Source organism: Clostridioides sp. LIBA-7602 (genome assembly GCF_056688945.1).
In genome coordinates this window covers 643,051-663,513 of the sequence record NZ_CP196991.1, presented here as the reverse complement: position 1 = coordinate 663,513, position 20,463 = coordinate 643,051, and the positions used below count along the sequence as shown (strand labels likewise).

Genomic DNA, 20,463 nt, shown 5'->3' with positions numbered 1-20,463 from the left:
TCATTACTAGAATCTTTATATAAAAAATTATATATATAAAAACTTGCATATACATGGAATCAATAACAATATTTGTATTTATATGTTATTGGTTCTTCCTTTTTGTCATTAATATTTACTCTTGTTATTTCTTTTGTAATTATCTCTTTTTTTATAATTAATCTTTTATTCTTGTTATTTCTTTTTGTAATTACTTCTTTATTCTTATTTTTTATCTTTGTAATTAATCTTTTCTTCTCGCTATCTCTACTTATTATTAATCTTTTCTATTATTAGACTTTATTCTTATTCTTTATCTTTGTAATTAATCTTTTCTTATCACTATCTCTACTTATTATTAATCTTTTCTATTATTAGACTTTATTCTTATTCTTTATCTTTGTAATTAATCTTTTCTTATCACTATCTCTACTTATTATTAATCTTTTCTATTATTAACCTTTATTCTTATTCTTTATCTTTGTAATTAATCTTTTCTTCTCACTATCTCTACTTATTATTAATCTTTTCTATTACTAGCTTTCCCATCTACCACTTATATTGATTTTTTCTATCTATCACTGACTTTCTTCTTTTAGCAACCATATTTTCTACCATTTCACCAAAAAATCCTCACTTCTAACTATCACTCCTTCTAAGTTAAATAAGTTTATTGACAAATGTATGACATGGCATTATACTAAAATAAAATGACATAATGTCATACAAAAGGAGGTAGATTCAAGTGGTTCAACAACTATCAGATGCTGAGCTTGAAATTATGAAAATCATTTGGGCAAATAATGAACCAGTACTTTTTGCATTTCTTTTAGACGAGTTAACATCATTAGGTAAAACATGGCAAAAAAATACACTAATAACACTTTTATCTCGACTTATGGATAAAGGGTATCTAAAAGCAAAAAAATTAGGACGCCGAAATGAATACACTCCCCTTATATCAGAAGCAGAATATCAGACAAGCCAAACAAAAAAACTACTTGATAAAGTCTATGAAGGGAATGTAAAAGGTCTTGTCTCCAATTTAATTCAAAGTGATTTGCTAACTGATGAAGAATACGATGAACTAAAGGAGCTTTTGGAGGGGGGAAAAAGATAAATGAATAATGTAATGAAAGTATTCTTGTCAATGTCCCTTTCTGGTTCACTGCTTATTCTAATTCTTTTTTCATTCAAGCAAATTTTTAAAGACAAAATAAGTAGGCAATGGCAATATTATATCTGGCTAATTGTCATTATGAGACTATTATTACCATTTACACCAGAAACAAACTTGATGGGAAGCATTTTTCAAATATTTGACAATGCTATATATCACACTGATGAAAATCACCCTACACAACAAAATCAATCTATTTTAAGTGATAATGAAAATACACAATCCATTAATAATGAACAAAACAATCAAAAAGATATAAATAAAACAGAGTCACCCACTAATAACCAGGCAGTGCAAGACATAATTACTTTATTAGTAAATAACACTTGGCTAATTTGGTTGGTAATTGCTCTTATCCTATTCATACGAAAGGTAACAATTTATCAAAGCTTTGTACGATATATACAAGCTGGACAAGTCCCTATTTCAGACATAGAGCTATTGGACAGACTTGCAATTATTGGAGGTCAAACAAAAATAAAAAGGGCTATAGAGCTTTGCATCAACCCACTTATTTCTTCTCCATTATTGATTGGATTTTTCCGTCCATGTATTGTACTACCAAGGGCAGATATTACAGAAAAAGATTTCCAGTATATCGTGCTACATGAACTTACACATTATCGTCGATTAGATATGTTCTATAAATGGCTAGTACAAATTACAGTTTGCTTACACTGGTTTAATCCCCTTGTATATCTTATGGGGAAAGAAATTAACAAAGCATGTGAGTTCTCTTGTGATGAAGCAATTATCAAAAAACTAGATTCAAGTAATGTACAAGACTATGGAAAGACTCTACTAGACTCTATAGCAACTGTTGGAAAATATAAAGAATCCCTTGCTTCTGTCACTCTAAGTGAAAGCAAGAAATTACTAAAAGAAAGGTTGGGGGCAATTATGAATTTTAGAAAAAAATCAAAATTAGTAGTCTTCTTTACACTTATGATAACGATTTTATTTACAGTTGGGGCAACGGCTATTGGAGCATATACAATACCACAAATTCAAGTTGATAACAATAAAAACAAAAAGATAAATTCTAATCCTTCTACTAAAAACAATTCAAATTCAGACACACATAAAAACAACAATAAATCAGCAGATAATACGCAAAAACTAGACGTTTCTAGTAGTGGCAAACTACCAGATAATATACAAAGTCTCGATATGTCTTTTGATATTTATAATGGAGGTTTGGAGATACTGCCTTCCTCTTCCAATGAAATAGAAGCTAGCTATGATGGTAAATACTATGATGTTCATATTACAAAAGAGAATGGTAAATGGATAGTTCGTATATCTGGAAAAGTTTCATCAATGGGTAACACAGACTTTGTTAAGCTTTATGTTCCAAATGTAAAACATGTTATGAATGTCAAAGTTCGTAATGGTGACTTTAGTTATGACTTGCCAAATAATTGTACTGATGTAATAAACATTGATGCTGCAAATGGAGGAATTCAATTTACTTCAAAGAATAAATATGATAATAGCAAGATTTCTTTAACAGCTACAGATAAAGACTTCTTAATATATGATTTACTTGTTTATCCTAATTATTTTACTAAGACAGATACTGGATTTAATTATAAGAAAGGTACTGAAGCCACTCAAATTGGTATTTCTCTAACTGGATATACTGATGTTGAATTTAAGTAAAGTTTTATGGCAGAAAGGGTTTATCAGTGACTGTTGTAATTTAAAGATATAAAATAAAGACAATATACTATGATTTTGTATGTTGTCTTTATCTATATCTTTTATATCTTTAAAAATTGTAATTAAGTTTTTTTAAAATTCATTATGACTATTAAGATACCTTTTATAAATTTTGAAGATACAAAAATATAGTAGGAATTAAAGGATTTATATTTCCTCAATTTTGGCAAAATGAATGAAAATGATTTGGTTAAAAAATAATACACTATCTAGAATATTCAAATAGATTTATTAGAATATTCTACCTCCTACATGATTCTATATCTCAAAAACATAGTTATACTTAAATATTATATTATAAATTATACATATAAAGCTAATTAAATGTGAACAGAATTGTTTTATATACAACAAATTAATTGCCTATTCCAATGAAAAGACACAACTAATATTTTATTTTCCTTGCCCCAAAAACAAAGTATTTCAAACTTTAATTATTAATAAAATTAAAGTTTATAAATATACTAAATATTCATTGACAAATATAGATAAGTGTTACTATAATTATACTAAAAATATAAATTTTAAAACCAAAACCATGAAGGTTTATAGAATCTTCATGGCTTTTTTTGTGTCCAATGGATTAAATATTTGCGACATGAAAAATAATGTATTATAGGGTTTTGGGTATAATGAAAGGGGGCTATATGATGAATCAAAAAGAGTTTTTTGACCAAATAGCAAAGGATTGGGACAATAGAATAGAAGTAAATGAAGGAAAGATAAATACTCTTTTGTCAAAGATAGGTATAAAAGATAAAGATAAGATACTTGATGTAGGTACAGGAACAGGAGTATTAATACCATTTTTGACAAATCTAAATCCTAATGGATATATAAAAGGAGTAGATATCTCAAAGGGAATGCTTGAAGTAGCAAGTGACAAATTTAAAAACTATAAAAATGTATCTTTTGAAATAACAGATGTAGAAAAAGACACAATAGATGATAGATATGACAAAATAATTTTATATTCAATGTTTCCACATCTTCAAAACAAAACTATGACTATAAAGTCGCTAGTAAAAAACAATTTAAAGAAAAATGGTAAGCTTATAATCGCTCATTCAAACAGCAGAGAGTTTTTAAACAATATGCATAAAGACGTTGATGAAAGTGTTAGTGAGGATAGACTCATACCTATAGATAAACAAAGAAAATTATTTGAGGAAATAGGCTTGGATGTTGAACAAGCTTTTGAAAATGATGAAATTTATTACATAGTAATAAAGAAATAAATAATTATATTAGGGGGATTTCCATGAAAACTAAAAAAATGATTTTATCTGGTATATTCATAGCATTTGGAATTATACTACCTATGTTTTTCCATACGTTTAATTTAGCAGGTCCTATATTTTTACCTATGCATATTCCTGTATTAATAGCTGGATTTTTATTAGGTCCAAGTTATGGGGCGATAGTGGGAATAATTACACCTATATTAAGTGGTGTTATGACAGGTATGCCACCTTTAGTTCCAGTAATGCCTATAATGGTTTTTGAGCTTTGTGGTTATGGATTAGTAACAGGGATTTTATTTTCTAAGAGTAATAAAATTTATTTAAGCCTTATAGGTGCAATGTTAGTTGGTAGGTTATTTGCAGTTGTAGGTGCATTTATAGTTTCGCTTACAATAGCACCTCAAGTAAGTCCTTTAATATTTGTTTTTGGAAACATAGTACAAGCTATTCCAGGTATGTTAGTTCAGTTGATATTTATACCAATACTAATCAAGTTTACGTCTAATAATGTTGAGATAAGAAAGGTATTAACTCAAGGAAAATAAAGTGAGTTTATAGGAAGTAAATTAATATGTTTGTAGAATATCCAATATAGATAAATTTATAGGTGTGTATTTTATGGAGTTATAAGTAATTGCCTTCCTCTACAATTTAAGAATATATCTAATAAATTAGGATTGAAAATGCTAAATGGCTATTTAAAAAGGTTTTGTGGTACATCATTGTACTTTACTACTTAAAAAGTGGCTTAATACTACCATTGACAATGTATTTATCAATATATTATTATACAACCTTAGATAGCTAAAATCCTAGATTTTGAAAAAGGAGATGATACAAATTTGTATTTTGAGACATCTCCTTTTTATTTTATATTTATAAATCAAAAACTACTAAATTAACTGCTTTTTTCATATTCATAACATCTTTTGATTTGTTAAGATATTTGTCAAACCGCTTTATATCCTATCCCCACATATAAATCTATTCACCCATTAAGTTCTAATATTAAATCTATAATATTTTTATTTGAAATAATTAACATCATAATCTATTTTTTATTTGAAATGTAGCCAATTATAAAGTATCCAAGTTCTTTAATTAACATATAAGTATTTCTTTCATATTCATATCCTATTTTAAAATTATTTTTATCAAAATTCATTTGAGCATACACTTTTTTCTTTTAATTAATTCTAAACCTTCCTATAATTTTTACACCTTCTTTATCATAAAGAGGTATGCTTCTTTTAAATATACTTAGATTTCTTTTTCTTGTATAAGCAACGGCTTCTTCTGGTGTTTTTGGTTGATTATCACAATCATACAAATCCCTTTTCTTTACATACCCTAATTTCTTTCCTAATCCTATTGCTGCTATAAGCTCTGGTTCAATTGAATTTCCATTTGAATCTATTATAGATGGACCATATGTTTCTCCATTTTTATTATAGCTAATATTAACATCAGTATCTCCTAATATATCCTCATTCTGTTCAGAATTAGCGTTAATAGAAAACATAGACCCGATTATTATAAAAGTTAATAAAAGTTTAAAACCTAAATTAATTTTCTTTTTATCTTTATTAAACATACAATTCAACCTCTTTTTTAAAGTAATATTTTTTTCATTTCGAAATTGAGATGCATATACTGAATACCTTAATGTTTTTTTATACTTTATTGTATCTAATATTAGATATGCATATTCCTCGATTTCACTTGAGTTATATTCATCAATCACAATTTCATCACAAGATAATTCACATAATTCATTAAATTGTTTCTTTAATAAATAACAAATTGGATTAAACCAGTGTATTGTACATACAAGACTAACCATAGCTCTAAACAAATTATCTTTCCTTTTATAATGAACCAGTTCATGTCTAAAGATAAAATTTAATTGCCTATTGCTATATTCTTTTTCTGGAATTATTATTTTATAATTTCTTAATCCTATAATAGCTGGGGAATAAATCCCTTTCACTCTATATACTTTAAATGTTCTATTTATATTTAATTTTTTTACTTGTTCATTTAAGACATTAATGATATTTTCATCTAAAACTTCTTCTTGCAAATTTTCTACATAACTATAAAATTTAAAATTAGCTTTTAAATAATGAAAAGCTATTAATACAATACCTAGCATCCAAATATACATAAATATATCTAGATTAATACTATAACCATATGATATATAACTATCAATACTATGTTTATAATTCTTAATTGTGTTACTATTGATAGTCAATATATTTAGATTTATTTTAGATATAAATAACAGTCTAAATATTATTAAGATACACATTAAGTAATAAAACTTACAAGCATATCTATTTACTTTTTTAGTAAATAAAATAAACAAAAGAATTGGTATACTCATATAAATATTTAATTTTACAATCTCGATAAAAAGTTCCATAAGATACTTCTCCTATTTTCTTTTTTTTATCCATTTCTCAAGCTCTTTTATATCGTCATCTGATATTTCATTTTCGCAACCTAATGATGAAATAAAGCTATGCATAGAATTCTTATGCATAAATTCAAAGAAATCTTTCGTTTCAAACTTCAAATACTCTTCACGCTTAATCTTAACAGTATATATGGTATTTCTACCATCTTTTTCAAATTCTAAAAATCCTTTGTCGCTCAATCTAGAAAGAACTTTGCCTGTAGTCCCTTTTGTCCATTCATGACATTCTTCCATAAAATGAGCTACTTCTCTCGCAGGTATCTTATCCATATCTTTATCCCAGATAAAATTCATAACTAACAATTCAGACTTTGGTATTTTCTTCAATATAATCACACACCTTTAACTTTATTTTATTAGACATTTGTCTAAAGGTCAATATATAAATATTATATTAATACAAATAAATAAAACAAAAATTGCTACTTTTTGTATTCTGTACTTTATGATATATTTAATTTTTCTTATTTCAATACTGATATACTATACCATATCCTTGCAATTCTAGAGCTTCTAATATATCAAAACTCATTTATAAAATGAAACAACTTTTCAGAACTTTTAATTTAAAAGCTGTTAATAAAAGAAAAAGGGCAATCAATCTGATTGCCCTTTTTAGTTTAAATTTATATAACTTAGTCAATCTCATTGCCCTTTTTTATTTAAGTTTATATAGTCTAATCAATCTCATTACCATTTTTGATTTAAATTCACATAATCTAAACAATATAACTTCCCTTTTTATGTAATCTTATACAATCTAATAAACTCTATTTCTATATCTTTATATAACTTAACACACATTAAAAATCAATAAATTACCTAATTAAAAAATATATAAATAAATTTCTAACTGTATCTATTAGAATACAATACTTTTGCCCTTTCAGTAATTTCTTTAATAAAATCCGACTTACTATCTGTATAAGCATCACGATTATGCTCATGCTTCTTCCATAGGTTTAACTTAAGTTCTTCATACTCTTTAGCAACACTTGGATTGTCAATTAAATAATCTCTAAAAAACAACTCATCATTATCACCTACATATCTTATATGCAAATGAAAAACTCTTTCTTCAAAACCATCTATTGTATAACCTTTATTAAGTGAAACCCTGCTACTACTCTCAGACATACAAATATATCCCATTGACTCAATTAATTCTTTAATCTGTTTCATACTACAATCTTTTATTATCTCAATCAGTATATCAACAATTGGTTTGGCATAGATTGTACTCACAGAAGTACTTCCAATATGACTTATTCTAACAATATTTTGCATAGGTAATACCTCATTTAACCTGAATTCTTCTTCCTTAAACCAATCTTTCCAACAATCCTTATGAGCAGTCAAGACGATTGGGAACAACTCCCATAATTCCTCTAAAGTCATATCTTCCAATTGCTTTTTCATAAGTCAATTTTTCTCCTTTAAACTAATTATTTTAAATACTATCTTTATCTATTCAATTACTATAACTAGCATACTTATATATAATAATTTATTATAGTAAGTGTATCCACTAAAATACTATAATCCAAAAGAATTCCCAAAAATATGATTTACATTATTACATATAAAAATAAAATCCTTTGCTCTTTACAATCAAATTTACTTAATTTATGTAATAGATTAATAAATACATCCTCTTCACTACTTAATGTATAAAAAACTGATTATAAATTTTTTCTACTATTATTTAAATTTTATATTACTCATCTGTATTAACAGTTCCTAAATACTTTAAGCTCTGATTATTATTCTCAATAGGCGACTGTTTATGTAGTGGATAATTTAATTGCGTGTAACTAATTATATCAAATTTAAAATATGTAATAGAAGATAACAAACATAAAATTACCACCATCAAAATACCACTTCTACACCTTTCATTAAACATACTAGATACTCTTTTTCTAATATCCGACTCCTTATGTAATCCAGCTACAAACTTATTTGAATGACTTGAACCTTTCCTCATTGCATTTATTATAGTTAATGCGTAATCCTGTCTCTCCTCTATAGTACGATTCTTTAAAACCCTTTCATCACAATAAAGCTCACAATCCAAATCTATAAACTTCTCCATTACATATATAAAAGGATTAAACCAATAAACACATTTTAAAAACAACACCAAATACTTAATATAAAGGTCTTTGCTCTTAAAATGCATAAGCTCATGTCTAAATATCCAATCCAACTCTTTTAAAGTATAATCATAAGGTGGTAAAATCACACTTGAATTAAAAAACACCGGAGTCTCAACTTCATAGGAGTATTTAAGCTGTATCTTTTTATTTATACTAAGTTCCTTTAATAAATTCTCATAAAGATTTTTTATCTCTTTATCCTCCACATCATAGGATAAATCATTTATTAAAATTTTAACCTTAACGTATTTCCAACTAATATAAACTAAATATATTATTATACTAGTAATCCAAATAAAAAATAAAATGCTATTTTTCGAAGTGAGAAGATTATTAATATTTTCTAAATATACCTTATTAATAGTATATTTGTATTCTTGTCTATTAAACGTAAAAGTATAGTATGTAAATGGCAGTAATAACTTAATAATTACAATCAACCAAATATAATAATTAAATCTTTTACTAAACCTTTTAAATATAGTCATTCTAAAACTCAATAGGATAACTATACATAAACCACTTAATACAACAGTCCTAAGAATGTCATTCAAAATTAAATTCATATAGCCACCTCTCTTCTTTTAAATCTAGAATAACTAAATATGTCAATATAAGTCAATCTTATATGTAAAATATTTGACTTCCCAAAAAATTATCTCTTATTTTAAGAGATTAAAAAAATGAATACTCTAAATTAAAATTATATGATTTTTAACACAACTCTTATTAATAGTATTGTTTTGAGTGATAACATAATCCAGGCATTTGCCTACACACAAACATAGCGGAAAATCTAAAGACTTCCGCAACCACAACAAAAAGAACATTACTTGGCTACAAACTTGTACCTGCACTATTTCTGTTTGTAGCCTTTTAGTTTCATTACTATTATTACAAAAATACCTAATAATAAATATACTTCCAAAATACAATATACTTCCTATAAAAACAATCTATTATATAAAATTAGAAATATAATATTTCTATCACTCACCATAACTTTCTTTCAAATCTTCAAATTTTTCTATGTAACTCCATCATTTCTTTAGTATTTTTTTCAAATGAGCAACATCTAATAAATTCACTGTTTCAAATTTTCCTTTATAAAATAATGCGAAGTTATTAAAAACACAAGGTAATTCCTTTGCTTTTTGTAATGTATCTATCTCAATAAATGAAGCTGGAACATCATGTGTCGTGCAATACTCTTTTAATATTTCAATATTTTGATAGATAAAAGGACATTGCATATCATAATAGATGGTTAGTTTCTCACTCTCAATTTCACACGATTTTGCATTTTGCTTGAACGCTGGTGTTGTTCCATCAAAAGAAAGTGCAAGTAGTTCATATCCGCTATCAGTACTATCAACTACCTCAAATCCAAATTTTTTCGCAAATGCTTGGTCTGAAAGCCATGCTTTTTGTTTTTTTGCTCCAAGCATACAAATACCAGATTTCCCATTCTCTTTAGCATCTGCCACACAATACTCCATTAACGATTTCGCATACCCTTTTCCTTTATAATCACCCAAGACCCACAAGCAATAGATATAGTAATAGTTATCACCAGTAATAGGAACCCATGCAGTCTCAACAGGTGCATACTCAATAAATACAGTACCTTTGACATTTAATTTTCTAAAGGTATGCCCTTCTCTTAATCGTTCAGAAATCCATTGCTTTTTGGCTTCAATACCTTGATGTGGCTTTCTGATACGGATAATACAACATAAATGTTCATTGGCAAGATTTTCTTCTGTTACGTTTACAAATTCATCACACATATTTAAATCTTCCTTTTTTCAAAATTTAATTTTTCCAGTTCAATAAATTGCATTATTGTAGCTTTTCACAGAATATAAATATACATTAGTCCATATAATTTCATTAATACACATATTCAATTAACTTATTTTTTCAAATTCTTCTACCTACATCTAAAACATTCACATTTTTATTTCTTATCAATCACTCATTGACACTTGCCTAAATCCAACATCATTACTTATCTATAAATATGTGACGTATTCTCTTTACACAAATTTTCCATCCTATCATACACAACACCACTGTCTCTCTCATCTGTCATAGTCACAATCACATCACTTGGCTTAAGAACAGTTTTTCCTCTAGGGATAATCTCTTCACCACCTCTTTGAATAGCTACCAAAAGACAATTCTCTGGCCATTGTATATCCTGAATCTTCTTGTTGGCAACAGGAGAGCCAAACATAACCGAAAACTGGTCTAATATCTTTTCTCCCCTCTCTTTAGAAGCAGGTTCTCCATTTTTCTCAAGTAATCGCTCTAAAAGACTTTCATAAATAGGTTTTGACTTCATAAGAGTAGCCACAATATATGCCACAATCGAAATTATAGAAAGTGAAAGCATTTGGCTAACAGAACCTGTCATTTCAAAAATCAATATGATACCAGTCAAAGGAGCACGTACAATAGCTGTAAAATATCCTGCCATAGCCAAAAGAACAAAGTTATTTATATAATCAGGGTCCATTCCAAAAACCTTCACACCTATCATTCCAAATATTCCACCTATAAATGCTCCTAACACAAGCAACGGAAAAAAGATACCCCCTGGTGCACCTGAGCCAAAACTTACAGCCGAAAATATAAAACGTACTACAAAAATCAAAACAACCATTCCAAAAAGATATTCATGACTTGTAAGTGCCTCCACCAAATTGTGCCCACTTCCCAGCACTTGAGGCATCATAAGTCCAAGAACACCAGCCATAGTGAATGGAATCAACAGTTTACCAAATGTACCGATTTTAGGAATCTTTTTATATAAAGACTGCACATATAGAGTAAACCAGTTATAAAATGCTCCCATAACTCCAAGAATAACACCTAGAATCACTATTAATCCATAATAATTCTGTGGCAATACATGCCCGATGTCAAACTGGAACACAGACTCCATACCTAGAAAATTAGCTGAGATATAGTCTGCTGTCAAAGATGCTGTCATAACAGAAATTAAAACAGATACTGAAAAGTTCTTATGCACTTCTTCCAGTGAAAACATAACCCCTGCCAGTGGTGCATGAAATGCTGCTGACAATCCAGCACTTGCCCCACAAGTCAGCAAAAACTTTTCCTCTGTCTTACCTCGGTCAAGTGCTCTAGAGATACCTTTCCCTGCCATAGCACCAAGTTGAATAGAAGGCCCTTCTCTACCTAATGCAAGACCACCCATAAGTGCCAAAAATCCTCCAATAAATTTTGTTGGCAACACACGCCACCATACTTGTTTGATTTTTCCTGTCATTTCTCCCTCAAGCTGAGGAATACCACTTCCAGAAATCATCGGTTCTAAGTCCACCAACTTTGATACAATCCAAGCAAGTAGTGCAAGCACTGCAAACCAAGCTATTATTTTTACTGTGGAACCTTCTACAAACTTTAAGATTTGACTGAGCCATATACCAGCCTGCCCCAAAAGTATCCTATATAAAAGTACAATCAAACCAGCCACAGCACCAACCATCAGTCCTTCTCCAATTAAAATTACCTGAAAGTTCTCTGCCCGTTTGATAACATGAGATGTATCCTTTTTCATGCTCTTCCTCCTTCTCCCAATAATTCTGTACAATATCAGCAAATATAGCTTTTAATTTACTAAATATAGATTACTTTATTACTTACTCATTATATTTAATAAATATAACTAATGATACTATAATGCAAACACTAAATGATTATTGATATATGATTTCATTGTATTTACTACTGAATAAATAATACAATACATTTTTGGAAAAATAAAGGAAAGAATGATATAAGACTTACATCTGTCAGCTATAATTTATGTTCTTTTTTGTCTTAATACTTTCTTTTTTGTTTTAATTCTTTCTTTTTTTGTCTTAACTCTTTCTTTTTTTGTCTTAACTCTTTCTTTTTTTGTTTTAATTCTTTCTTTTTTTGCTTTAACGCTTTCTTTTTTGTCTTAACTCTTTCTTCTTTCGTTTTAATTTTGCTTCTTTTATTTTAATTTTGACCTTTTTTACTCTAACTCTTCAATCTTTTATTTTAACTTCACTTCTTCTTACTACTATTCTTCAAACTTCTTTATACAAATGGTAGCATTATGACCCCCAAATCCTAATGAATTAGAAATAGTACATTTCACTTCTCTCTCAATTCCACCCTGAACCTCCCATGACTAAAGTACAGGGTTCCTGCTTCATAGAATTTTACATACTAAAATATGTCTCACCAACTCTCCACAGGCTATCCCCGTAGTTCCTACAGTTCTCACATAAGTTATTTATTTTAAAGTCTTATTAGCCCTAACCTTTCTTTTAGTATATTTAAATAATAAAAAATTAGAGATAAAGGCAATCAATTCAAGCCTTTATCTCTAATTTTTACTGTTTCTATTTTATTAAAACTGATGCTTACACTCTGTAAATTCGTAAACATCCATTAGTGCTTCACCAAATCTTTGATAATGTACTACTTCCCTTTGACCTAAAAATCTCAATATATCTTTTAAATCAGGGTCATCAGTTAAATTTATTAATTGATAGTACGTAGCCAATGCTTTTTGTTCAGCAGCCATATCCTCATGTAAATCAGTTACTGCATCGCCAAAGACATTGATATAGCTTGTAGTAAAGTTTACTCCGTTAGAATCTACTGGTTGAAGACCATGTCCAAAAGTAGCGTAATTAGTTCCAAGTCCAGCAGCCTTAAGTTCTTCTGGAGTACAACTACTTATTAATTGATATAACATTGAAGAAATTATTTCAACATGAGCCATTTCTTCTGTTCCTATATCAGTTAAAAGTGCACGAGATTTTCCAGTTGGCATAGTATATCTTTGCTGAAGATATCTAGTTGCAGCAGCTAGCTCACCATTAGGGCCTCCCAACTGAGTCATTATATATTTTGCCATTCTAGGGTCTGCTTGTCTTATGTTAACTGGATGTTCCAGTGTTTTTTGATAAATCCACATATTATATTACTCCTCCTTAATATATTTAATAATAAATCTAATTTTAATACTGTATAATTTTATTTATAAAATGACTTATCCCATGGCCAAGGTTCAGATATCCATGACCAAGGATATTCACTTGATTCATACCCAAAATTAGTTAATGCTCCATATCTAGACTCATAATCACATACAGCTTGTGTAAATTTATCGCAGTATCTACTGTATGAATCAAGAGCTTCCTCATCTCTCGGATTGTTATCCAAATATAAATTTAATTCTATACAAGCAAATTGATATTCTGAAATTCTCTCTAAAAGTTCTCTTCTATTTAATGGCATTAGTACATTTTACCCCCTTTTTTAGCTCTAACTCTATTTTTAGGATTTTCATATAGCCAATCATTATAGTTATTTGACTCTATCAAATCTAATTCAGGAAATAAAGTACCTCTTCTTAATGCTGTTTCTGGATTGTATGTCTTATCATAAATTTGACGATTGATATATGGTCTAGCAAATTCACAACAATAATCTTCTCTATCATCTTTTAAATATTCCACTAATTATCCTCCTTAATTTTTTAAATTTTAAAATAGTATTATTTTTAATAATTCTATACTTGTGCTATATTATAATCAGTAGTTTTAATAGACCTTTAATAAAAATAAATAGGTATCTTTTTGTTCTTATTTTATTTTTAAAAATTCACCTAATTAACTAATCTTTTATAAGTATCTATTTAAAATAATTAATATAGAATTTATATCTTCTTTACAATATAATTACTATTTACTATATAATATTATTTCGTCAGCAAAATGTGATTATTTATTCCTAAAAACAATATAAACATACATTTTAATACCATTTTCACTTTTTCATAAATTAATTATAAAATAATTATAATTTTATAATTTTATTTTAATCATATACAGTCTTAAAACTTCTATTTTAATATTTTTTTAACACTTCTACACATAAAAAAGTAGGGTCTCAAAATGAACTTTTTAGTTCATAAGGCACCCTTTTTTGTATGAAATCAAATATATTTTAATCATTGCAACAATGAAAAAAGAGACTTATCTCTATTTTGAGACAGCCTCTTTCTCTGTATTTATATATAGTTAAAACTCTTCATTTTTAATATGTATTTTTAATTTTCTTCTCTAGAATCAAAATCAGATGGAATCCACGAATTACTAAAATCTTTATCCTTAAACAAATAAGCTAATCCAGTTATTTGCTTCAATCTAAGAATTTCATCAATCTCCATGCCTAGATGCTTTGATATCCATTCATCAGATTTTCCAATTTCACAAAGTTCAGTTATAATAGTACTCATTAAATCCACATTATGTGAGCCCCTTGCACGATTATGTCGAATAGTACTTGCCATTCTCTCATCAAGAGACTTATCAATTATTGAAACAGGAAGAAGTCCATTTTCTCTATCATATATATCCTTATTTTCAAGCATTATCCTATAGCGATGAAAACCATCTACAATAATATACTTGTCTTTTTCCTGATTATAATAACAAACAATTGGCATTGTATACCCATCCTCTTTAATACTTTTATATAGCAACTTCATTTCTGGTGGGGCTACGGTGTTGGGATTATAGTCGTTAGATTCTATCTTTTCAATTGGTACTGAGATGATTCCATATACAGGACTTTTATATTTCATAGCATCTTAACTCCTATCTCATGAATTTTTTCATATTTTTTCTTAATATACTCTGTCCTAATTCTTTGTTCTTTTGTTGGGCTAAATCCCATAAACTTACACATATGGTCATTTTTTAAAATACAATAACACATTCTTTTCCAACTTGGTATATCTTTAGTAAACTTAATATCATCTGTATCATCAGGTATATCACCTAAAAATTTAACTCTAATTTTTTGGTCTTTTGTATAATTTGAAACTCCATTTAATTCTATTTCATATCCTTTCATTATCAATTCATGTATAACGACTTTTGGCAAACCTCCTCCTTTATTGTGCCAAAAATCAATAGATGTTGTAAATTTCTTAATATAACTATTTCTTATATTTTCAGGTAAGGTATCTAGTAAAAATTGAGTAAAACTTTTCCAAGTATGTCCATCTGGCAACGCAATACTACGATACCCCATGGCTTTTGTTTTTCCATAAATAGAAGTAAAATTAACTCCTTGCACTCTAGCAACCAATTTCATCCATACATCTGGGTCTAATACCCTGTATAAATTTAGGCTATCTTTCGCTGAATCATTAAAAGGAGATGCTACTCTCATTTTTCTTGGAGCTACTCCAGCTTTATAGAACAAATCATAAATTTTATTGTAATCATAGTTGAACTTATAGTGAGCTAGCCAAACATCTTCTAACTCCCAATCATATATAGGAGATGCTGTCCAGACATTTTTAAATTCCTTAGTTATCCAGCATTTTCCTTTATATCCATGTTGTTTATTTACAATAGCACAATAGCGTTGTAAAGATTCTGACGCTCTTGTTCCTAATAAACAAACAACTTTTGCACCTTTCTGCTTATCTCTCATCCACCTGCCAAATTGTTTTGCTAAACTTTCTTGCCTCATCTTATACTTATAATGGACAAATGGGTTATTTTCTTGATTTATTATGTATTCTTTGACTGGCATTTTTCTTACCCATAGCTCTTCTTTCTCATCATCCCACGGATACCAAAACATTTCATAATTTCCTACAGCTGTTCTTGTAGCCATTGGTAGACATACCCAATATGGTTCAATATCTTCAATATTCTCGTCAAACGTTTTTTCAACATATTCAGTTGTCATACTGTATTGAGCCTCAAAATCTTGATGAAATACTCCAATTTTGGAACTTATATTATGCTTTCTCTTATAATCCAAAATTAAATTCAATAATAAGCCACTATCTTTTCCTCCACTAAAAGATACATAGATATAATCAAATTCACTGAAAATATAAGAAAGTCTATCTTGAAAAGCTTCAAACACATTGGATTTTAAGTATCTTTTATCCATTTGGATTCTCCCCTTTCAATTAGAAGTTTATAAAACCTTACAACGTAGTATTATGCATTTTTAGCAATAATTAACATAAATTCTACAGTATTTAAATACACAGCTCCAATAAAATACATATAATTATAATATAATTTTCCTTTTATATTATAAACTATATTTTATCACTATTTTACATTATTTTCCAACATAGATAAATATCATATTTTTTCCGTCTTTTCTGTCCATTAATATTAACTGCTAACATTAACTACTTTGTATTTTATACATACTACATGTATAAGACTTACAAAACATGACAAACTGTTGTCATAATTACTTTGCTATACTAAAAGTAAAAATAAGATATTTTATGAAAATATATATAAAAATAGCCCTTGGCTTACTTATAAGCTTAACAAGGACTTAAATTTATACTATAAATATTATCATGAAAGATACTAGTTTTGATTACAAATTATATATTTAAGAAGATATTAGTTTTAATTGCAAATTATATGTCTAAGGAGATACTGGTTTCGATTACGAATTATGTGTCTAAGGAGATAATAGTTTTGATTGCGAATTATATATCTAAGGAGATACTAGTTTTAATTGCGAATTATATGTCTAAGGAGATACTAATTTTAATTACGAATTATATGTCTAAGAAGATAATAGTTTTAATTGCGAATTATATGTCTAAGGAGATACTAATTTTAATTACGAATTATATGTCTAAGAAGATAATAGTTTTAATTACAAATTATATGTTTAAGGAGTGAAATCTAATGTATGAACGTATGCTTGAAAAAAATAATAAACCTTGCTTATCTCAAATAATCGAATACATAGGTAAAGATGGGTATACACGCCTATGCAAGTTAGAAACTTATCTTGAAACTCAATACAGTTTATCAAAAGAACTTCGATTTCCTTTTGGAAACAATTATGGTTGGGGCTACAAATATAGTCATAAATCTTTTCATCTATGTTATGCATTCTTTGAAAAAGGTGCCTTTACTGTTATGATTCAGATAGGTGACAAGCAAGTTCCAGCAGTGGAAAAAATGCTAGTTGCCTTAACACCAAAAGCTAAAGAACTCTGGGTCAATCGTTATCCTTGTGGCAATAATGGTGGTTGGATTAAATATCGTATTTTAGAATATGCAGACTTACTCGACATTATTCAGTATATAAGAGCAAAAAAAACTCCACCTAAGCAAAGTTAATTTTAGGGTTTCTTTCAGATATATCACAATTCCATCTATTCCCTCTAGTTTATAAACTTGGAGTATAAAAAACTTTAGTAATATTGTCTACTAGTATATCTATATTTGATTTTTTTACAGTAAAATAATAAGTCTTATCATAACTAAAACATTGAAATCTAATTATCTAAACATCTTTTTATAGATATACTACACTTTTTATGACGATTTTATTTTTTATAGTAAACTCTCTGTATCTTACCATAAAATAGTTACATAACTTATCATAAGTCATTCCTCAAATCGGCATTGCATAAGGCTTTTTAGATAATTCAATTTTTTTGTCTCATAACTTCTCATAGGTTATTGTTGTAGGATTAGTGCCATTTAAGCAACACAAGCTATTCTTTTAATGTTGCAAATATGAATACCTAATATCTAGGAGCATAACCTCCCCTTCAAGTAGTATTCATATACTTTTGGTGCATATCTTCAACAAGCAAAATACACAAGTGTGTATACTCATGTACTGCTTGCTACTATTGAATTACCCGTATTCGTATCAGCTCCTTATACCAATAAGATTAACATAATTATAACTCTTTTTTTAAGTAAACCATATCCACAAGCTGTACCCCATTTTCAAATATAGGGTGGTCGTAATTGTCTATAAAAAAGTTATCAATCCTATGAGAAAGGTAAAAACCATTTTTTTCATAAAACTGTATAATTGAAGGAATATCGCCCGTTCCGACAAGCATTTCTTTATATTTATCTTTGTAAAATACTGAAATATATTGAATAAGCTTACTGCCATATCCCATACCGTGCCACTTTTCGTATGTTGCTATATTTTTAAGCTCGCACGTATCAGAGCCTTCACTTGTGACCACACATATGCTTTTCAACTCATTATCATACAAGGTAAACAGCTCTCCACGTTCAAGATATTTGTCTATCATAGATTCTTGCTCATCAGCAAGCAAAAGTAAATCAATAAACTGTTTTTTATCCTCATTTACAATTTTAATTTCCATTGAATACCCCCTAAACTAATTAGCTGTATTTGCCAAATATTCATTAACCACTTGACACTTGTTTCATTCTACGATTTTAATACAGTTTTGTAAAATGAAAATATATCACTTTAATGCTTCTCACAAGCTGTTATTTTATTCGGTCGCTAATTTGGCACTACTTTATTACTTTATCCGTTTTCTAATATTACAAGAACACCCATATTCATACTCATTCCTAGCGATATTAAAAACTATAACATACTAAAATAAACGCTATTTTTTATTCAGACAATCGTGAAAATCCGCCTTACAGACCTGCATAACTGCTTGTATGAGACGCTGTAAAGCCGCATGAAATGGGCGTTCTTGCTTATCACCTATGTTTTATCTCATAAGTGCCCACTGCATAGTTTTGTAAAGTTGGGCGGGAATTGGGCGGGATTTTTGTCTTACTCTCCAGCCGATAAATCATGTGGCTACGGAACGTTAAAAGCTTATTTTTGAGATGTTTTGTATATTACCATTCACTTTATCATTTTGAGCACAAAAACGCCCTCTTATGCTCCATTTTCAAGTGTCCAACTGTCCGCAATATATCAGCGCCCGCAAGGGCACGTAGCCACTCCACTTGTGGAGCATTCGCAGGGCAGCAGGGGCAGCCCTTGCTGGGGAGATTGGGGGACTCCCCAGCAAGCAGTTTGAACAGTTTCGCAAAGCGGAAAATAGGAAAACGCGCAACGGTGTGTACCTTTGTACCCTGCTTGCCACTATTGAAAACAGCAAATGAGATATGTGCCTTTTTCCAATAAAGCGTTCATATTTTCAAGTTTTTAATCAGCCTATTTGTTATACAGAATATAACGGCTACTTTCAGTGTCTAATAATACGAAGCCGCATGATAATAGCGTTTTTTCTGATGCCTTATTCTCTCTGTCAATGTCAGCAGTAATTCTTCTGGCATCTGGAAATGAAAACACTTTACGCACAAGTAGTGTCACCATTTCCTTACCCAAACCTTTTCTAAGATACTCTTCTTCTCCTATCAGGTAGTCAATTCCGTATGAACCCGATATGGGCATTGTTCCAAAATCCTCATCTTTACTATCTTCACATTTATAGTATTGGCATAACCCAATTGGGCACCCTTGAGACAGTACGATGAGATGTGTTAACCATTGAAATTCTCCATTGCGCTCTTTCAGTTCATATATCCAATCACGAATTGAAACACCCAGATGCGGTATTTCATACCACCTTTTCACATGTCCCCTATTCAGCCAATTTTCAACTAACGATATATCACCATCGTTTAGCAGTCTTAGTTCTAACATTCTATTCACCTACCCTCTTCTTCGTCTTACCCGCCAAAGGCGAACACTCTTCTTTCTTTTACTCTAAATTCAAACGTTGGATCTGTCAAGTTATCCTGCATATCCTTATATCGTATTTTAAGTCTTTATAAAATCTGGGCGGGAATTGGGCGGGATTCTGGATAG

Annotated in this window: 18 protein-coding genes; 5 read left to right on the top strand and 13 right to left on the bottom strand. The window is 28.9% G+C overall.

Annotated elements, in window-relative coordinates:
• Positions 1-724 precede the first annotated feature (724 nt).
• From ACTG45_RS03385 to ACTG45_RS03370, 4 genes are all read left to right on the top strand, one after another.
• Positions 725-1,099: a BlaI/MecI/CopY family transcriptional regulator gene (locus ACTG45_RS03385; RefSeq protein WP_021383268.1), complete on the top strand. Its 375-nt coding sequence runs from the start codon at positions 725-727 to the stop codon at positions 1,097-1,099.
• Positions 1,100-2,821 (top strand): M56 family metallopeptidase, encoded by a 1,722-nt coding sequence (locus ACTG45_RS03380; RefSeq protein WP_479918140.1) that lies wholly within the window; start codon positions 1,100-1,102, stop codon positions 2,819-2,821.
• 668 nt (positions 2,822-3,489) lie between these two features.
• Positions 3,490-4,119, top strand: a complete 630-nt coding sequence (locus tag ACTG45_RS03375) for a class I SAM-dependent methyltransferase (protein WP_479918139.1) — start codon at positions 3,490-3,492, stop codon at positions 4,117-4,119.
• 23 nt (positions 4,120-4,142) lie between these two features.
• Complete coding sequence (locus tag ACTG45_RS03370) at positions 4,143-4,670, top strand: ECF transporter S component (RefSeq protein ID WP_021383263.1); 528 nt, start codon at positions 4,143-4,145, stop codon at positions 4,668-4,670.
• A 641-nt stretch (positions 4,671-5,311) separates the two neighbouring features.
• On the opposite strand, the gene ACTG45_RS03365 is transcribed toward ACTG45_RS03370, so the two are convergent.
• The 11 genes from ACTG45_RS03365 to ACTG45_RS03315 all read right to left on the bottom strand — a co-directional run bounded on the left by ACTG45_RS03365 (position 5,312) and on the right by ACTG45_RS03315 (position 16,758).
• Complete coding sequence (locus tag ACTG45_RS03365; protein WP_479919819.1) at positions 5,312-6,553, bottom strand: M56 family metallopeptidase; 1,242 nt, start codon at positions 6,551-6,553, stop codon at positions 5,312-5,314.
• Between the two features lie 12 nt (positions 6,554-6,565).
• A complete protein-coding gene (locus ACTG45_RS03360) occupies positions 6,566-6,943 on the bottom strand; it encodes a BlaI/MecI/CopY family transcriptional regulator (protein WP_479919818.1) in 378 nt (125 codons plus the stop codon).
• 513 nt (positions 6,944-7,456) lie between these two features.
• On the bottom strand, positions 7,457-8,026 hold the full coding sequence (locus ACTG45_RS03355; RefSeq protein WP_479919817.1) for a GrpB family protein: 570 nt from the start codon (positions 8,024-8,026) through the stop codon (positions 7,457-7,459).
• Between the two features lie 298 nt (positions 8,027-8,324).
• Positions 8,325-9,332, bottom strand: coding sequence for a M56 family metallopeptidase (locus tag ACTG45_RS03350; RefSeq protein ID WP_479918136.1), 1,008 nt, complete (start codon positions 9,330-9,332; stop codon positions 8,325-8,327).
• Positions 9,333-9,806: 474 nt separating this feature from the next.
• Complete coding sequence (locus tag ACTG45_RS03345) at positions 9,807-10,556, bottom strand: GNAT family N-acetyltransferase (protein WP_479918135.1); 750 nt, start codon at positions 10,554-10,556, stop codon at positions 9,807-9,809.
• Positions 10,557-10,777: 221 nt separating this feature from the next.
• Positions 10,778-12,355, bottom strand: a complete 1,578-nt coding sequence (locus ACTG45_RS03340) for a ClC family H(+)/Cl(-) exchange transporter (protein ID WP_479918134.1) — start codon at positions 12,353-12,355, stop codon at positions 10,778-10,780.
• A gap of 825 nt (positions 12,356-13,180) precedes the next feature.
• Positions 13,181-13,753 carry a manganese catalase family protein gene (locus tag ACTG45_RS03335; RefSeq protein WP_021383276.1) on the bottom strand — a complete coding sequence of 191 codons (573 nt, stop codon included), beginning with the start codon at positions 13,751-13,753 and terminating at the stop codon, positions 13,181-13,183.
• Positions 13,754-13,812: 59 nt separating this feature from the next.
• Positions 13,813-14,076, bottom strand: coding sequence for a spore coat protein CotJB (locus tag ACTG45_RS03330; RefSeq protein WP_021383284.1), 264 nt, complete (start codon positions 14,074-14,076; stop codon positions 13,813-13,815).
• Positions 14,076-14,297 carry a spore coat associated protein CotJA gene (locus ACTG45_RS03325; protein ID WP_479919816.1) on the bottom strand — a complete coding sequence of 74 codons (222 nt, stop codon included), beginning with the start codon at positions 14,295-14,297 and terminating at the stop codon, positions 14,076-14,078. Before ACTG45_RS03325 ends, ACTG45_RS03330 begins: the two co-directional genes overlap by 1 nt.
• Positions 14,298-14,890: 593 nt before the next feature.
• Entirely contained in the window at positions 14,891-15,427 is a 537-nt protein-coding gene (locus ACTG45_RS03320) for an IbrB-like domain-containing protein (protein WP_021383256.1), read from the bottom strand.
• A complete protein-coding gene (locus ACTG45_RS03315) occupies positions 15,424-16,758 on the bottom strand; it encodes a phosphoadenosine phosphosulfate reductase (RefSeq protein ID WP_479919815.1) in 1,335 nt (444 codons plus the stop codon). The genes ACTG45_RS03320 and ACTG45_RS03315 overlap by 4 nt, the downstream gene beginning before the upstream one ends.
• Before the next feature lie 770 nt (positions 16,759-17,528).
• Here ACTG45_RS03315 and ACTG45_RS03310 point away from each other — a divergent pair.
• Entirely contained in the window at positions 17,529-17,969 is a 441-nt protein-coding gene (locus ACTG45_RS03310; protein WP_479919814.1) for a DUF3788 domain-containing protein, read from the top strand.
• Positions 17,970-18,541: 572 nt separating this feature from the next.
• On the opposite strand, the gene ACTG45_RS03305 is transcribed toward ACTG45_RS03310, so the two are convergent.
• Both ACTG45_RS03305 and ACTG45_RS03300 read right to left on the bottom strand, forming a co-directional pair.
• Positions 18,542-18,985, bottom strand: coding sequence for a GNAT family N-acetyltransferase (locus ACTG45_RS03305; protein ID WP_021383260.1), 444 nt, complete (start codon positions 18,983-18,985; stop codon positions 18,542-18,544).
• Positions 18,986-19,806: 821 nt separating this feature from the next.
• Entirely contained in the window at positions 19,807-20,298 is a 492-nt protein-coding gene (locus tag ACTG45_RS03300) for a GNAT family N-acetyltransferase (protein WP_479919813.1), read from the bottom strand.
• Positions 20,299-20,463: the final 165 nt, after the last annotated feature.

Coding starts and splice junctions, on each gene's coding strand:
- ACTG45_RS03310 (WP_479919814.1), top strand. CDS start 17,529: ATGTATGAACGTATGCTTGAAAAAAATAATAAACCTTGCTTATCTCAA.
- ACTG45_RS03330 (WP_021383284.1), bottom strand. CDS start 14,076: ATGCCATTAAATAGAAGAGAACTTTTAGAGAGAATTTCAGAATATCAA.
- ACTG45_RS03340 (WP_479918134.1), bottom strand. CDS start 12,355: ATGAAAAAGGATACATCTCATGTTATCAAACGGGCAGAGAACTTTCAG.
- ACTG45_RS03375 (WP_479918139.1), top strand. CDS start 3,490: ATGTATTATAGGGTTTTGGGTATAATGAAAGGGGGCTATATGATGAAT.
- ACTG45_RS03350 (WP_479918136.1), bottom strand. CDS start 9,332: ATGAATTTAATTTTGAATGACATTCTTAGGACTGTTGTATTAAGTGGT.
- ACTG45_RS03365 (WP_479919819.1), bottom strand. CDS start 6,553: ATGGAACTTTTTATCGAGATTGTAAAATTAAATATTTATATGAGTATA.
- ACTG45_RS03380 (WP_479918140.1), top strand. CDS start 1,100: ATGAATAATGTAATGAAAGTATTCTTGTCAATGTCCCTTTCTGGTTCA.
- ACTG45_RS03335 (WP_021383276.1), bottom strand. CDS start 13,753: ATGTGGATTTATCAAAAAACACTGGAACATCCAGTTAACATAAGACAA.
- ACTG45_RS03315 (WP_479919815.1), bottom strand. CDS start 16,758: ATGGATAAAAGATACTTAAAATCCAATGTGTTTGAAGCTTTTCAAGAT.
- ACTG45_RS03355 (WP_479919817.1), bottom strand. CDS start 8,026: ATGAAAAAGCAATTGGAAGATATGACTTTAGAGGAATTATGGGAGTTG.
- ACTG45_RS03320 (WP_021383256.1), bottom strand. CDS start 15,427: ATGAAATATAAAAGTCCTGTATATGGAATCATCTCAGTACCAATTGAA.
- ACTG45_RS03300 (WP_479919813.1), bottom strand. CDS start 20,298: ATGTTAGAACTAAGACTGCTAAACGATGGTGATATATCGTTAGTTGAA.
- ACTG45_RS03370 (WP_021383263.1), top strand. CDS start 4,143: ATGAAAACTAAAAAAATGATTTTATCTGGTATATTCATAGCATTTGGA.
- ACTG45_RS03345 (WP_479918135.1), bottom strand. CDS start 10,556: ATGTGTGATGAATTTGTAAACGTAACAGAAGAAAATCTTGCCAATGAA.
- ACTG45_RS03305 (WP_021383260.1), bottom strand. CDS start 18,985: ATGGAAATTAAAATTGTAAATGAGGATAAAAAACAGTTTATTGATTTA.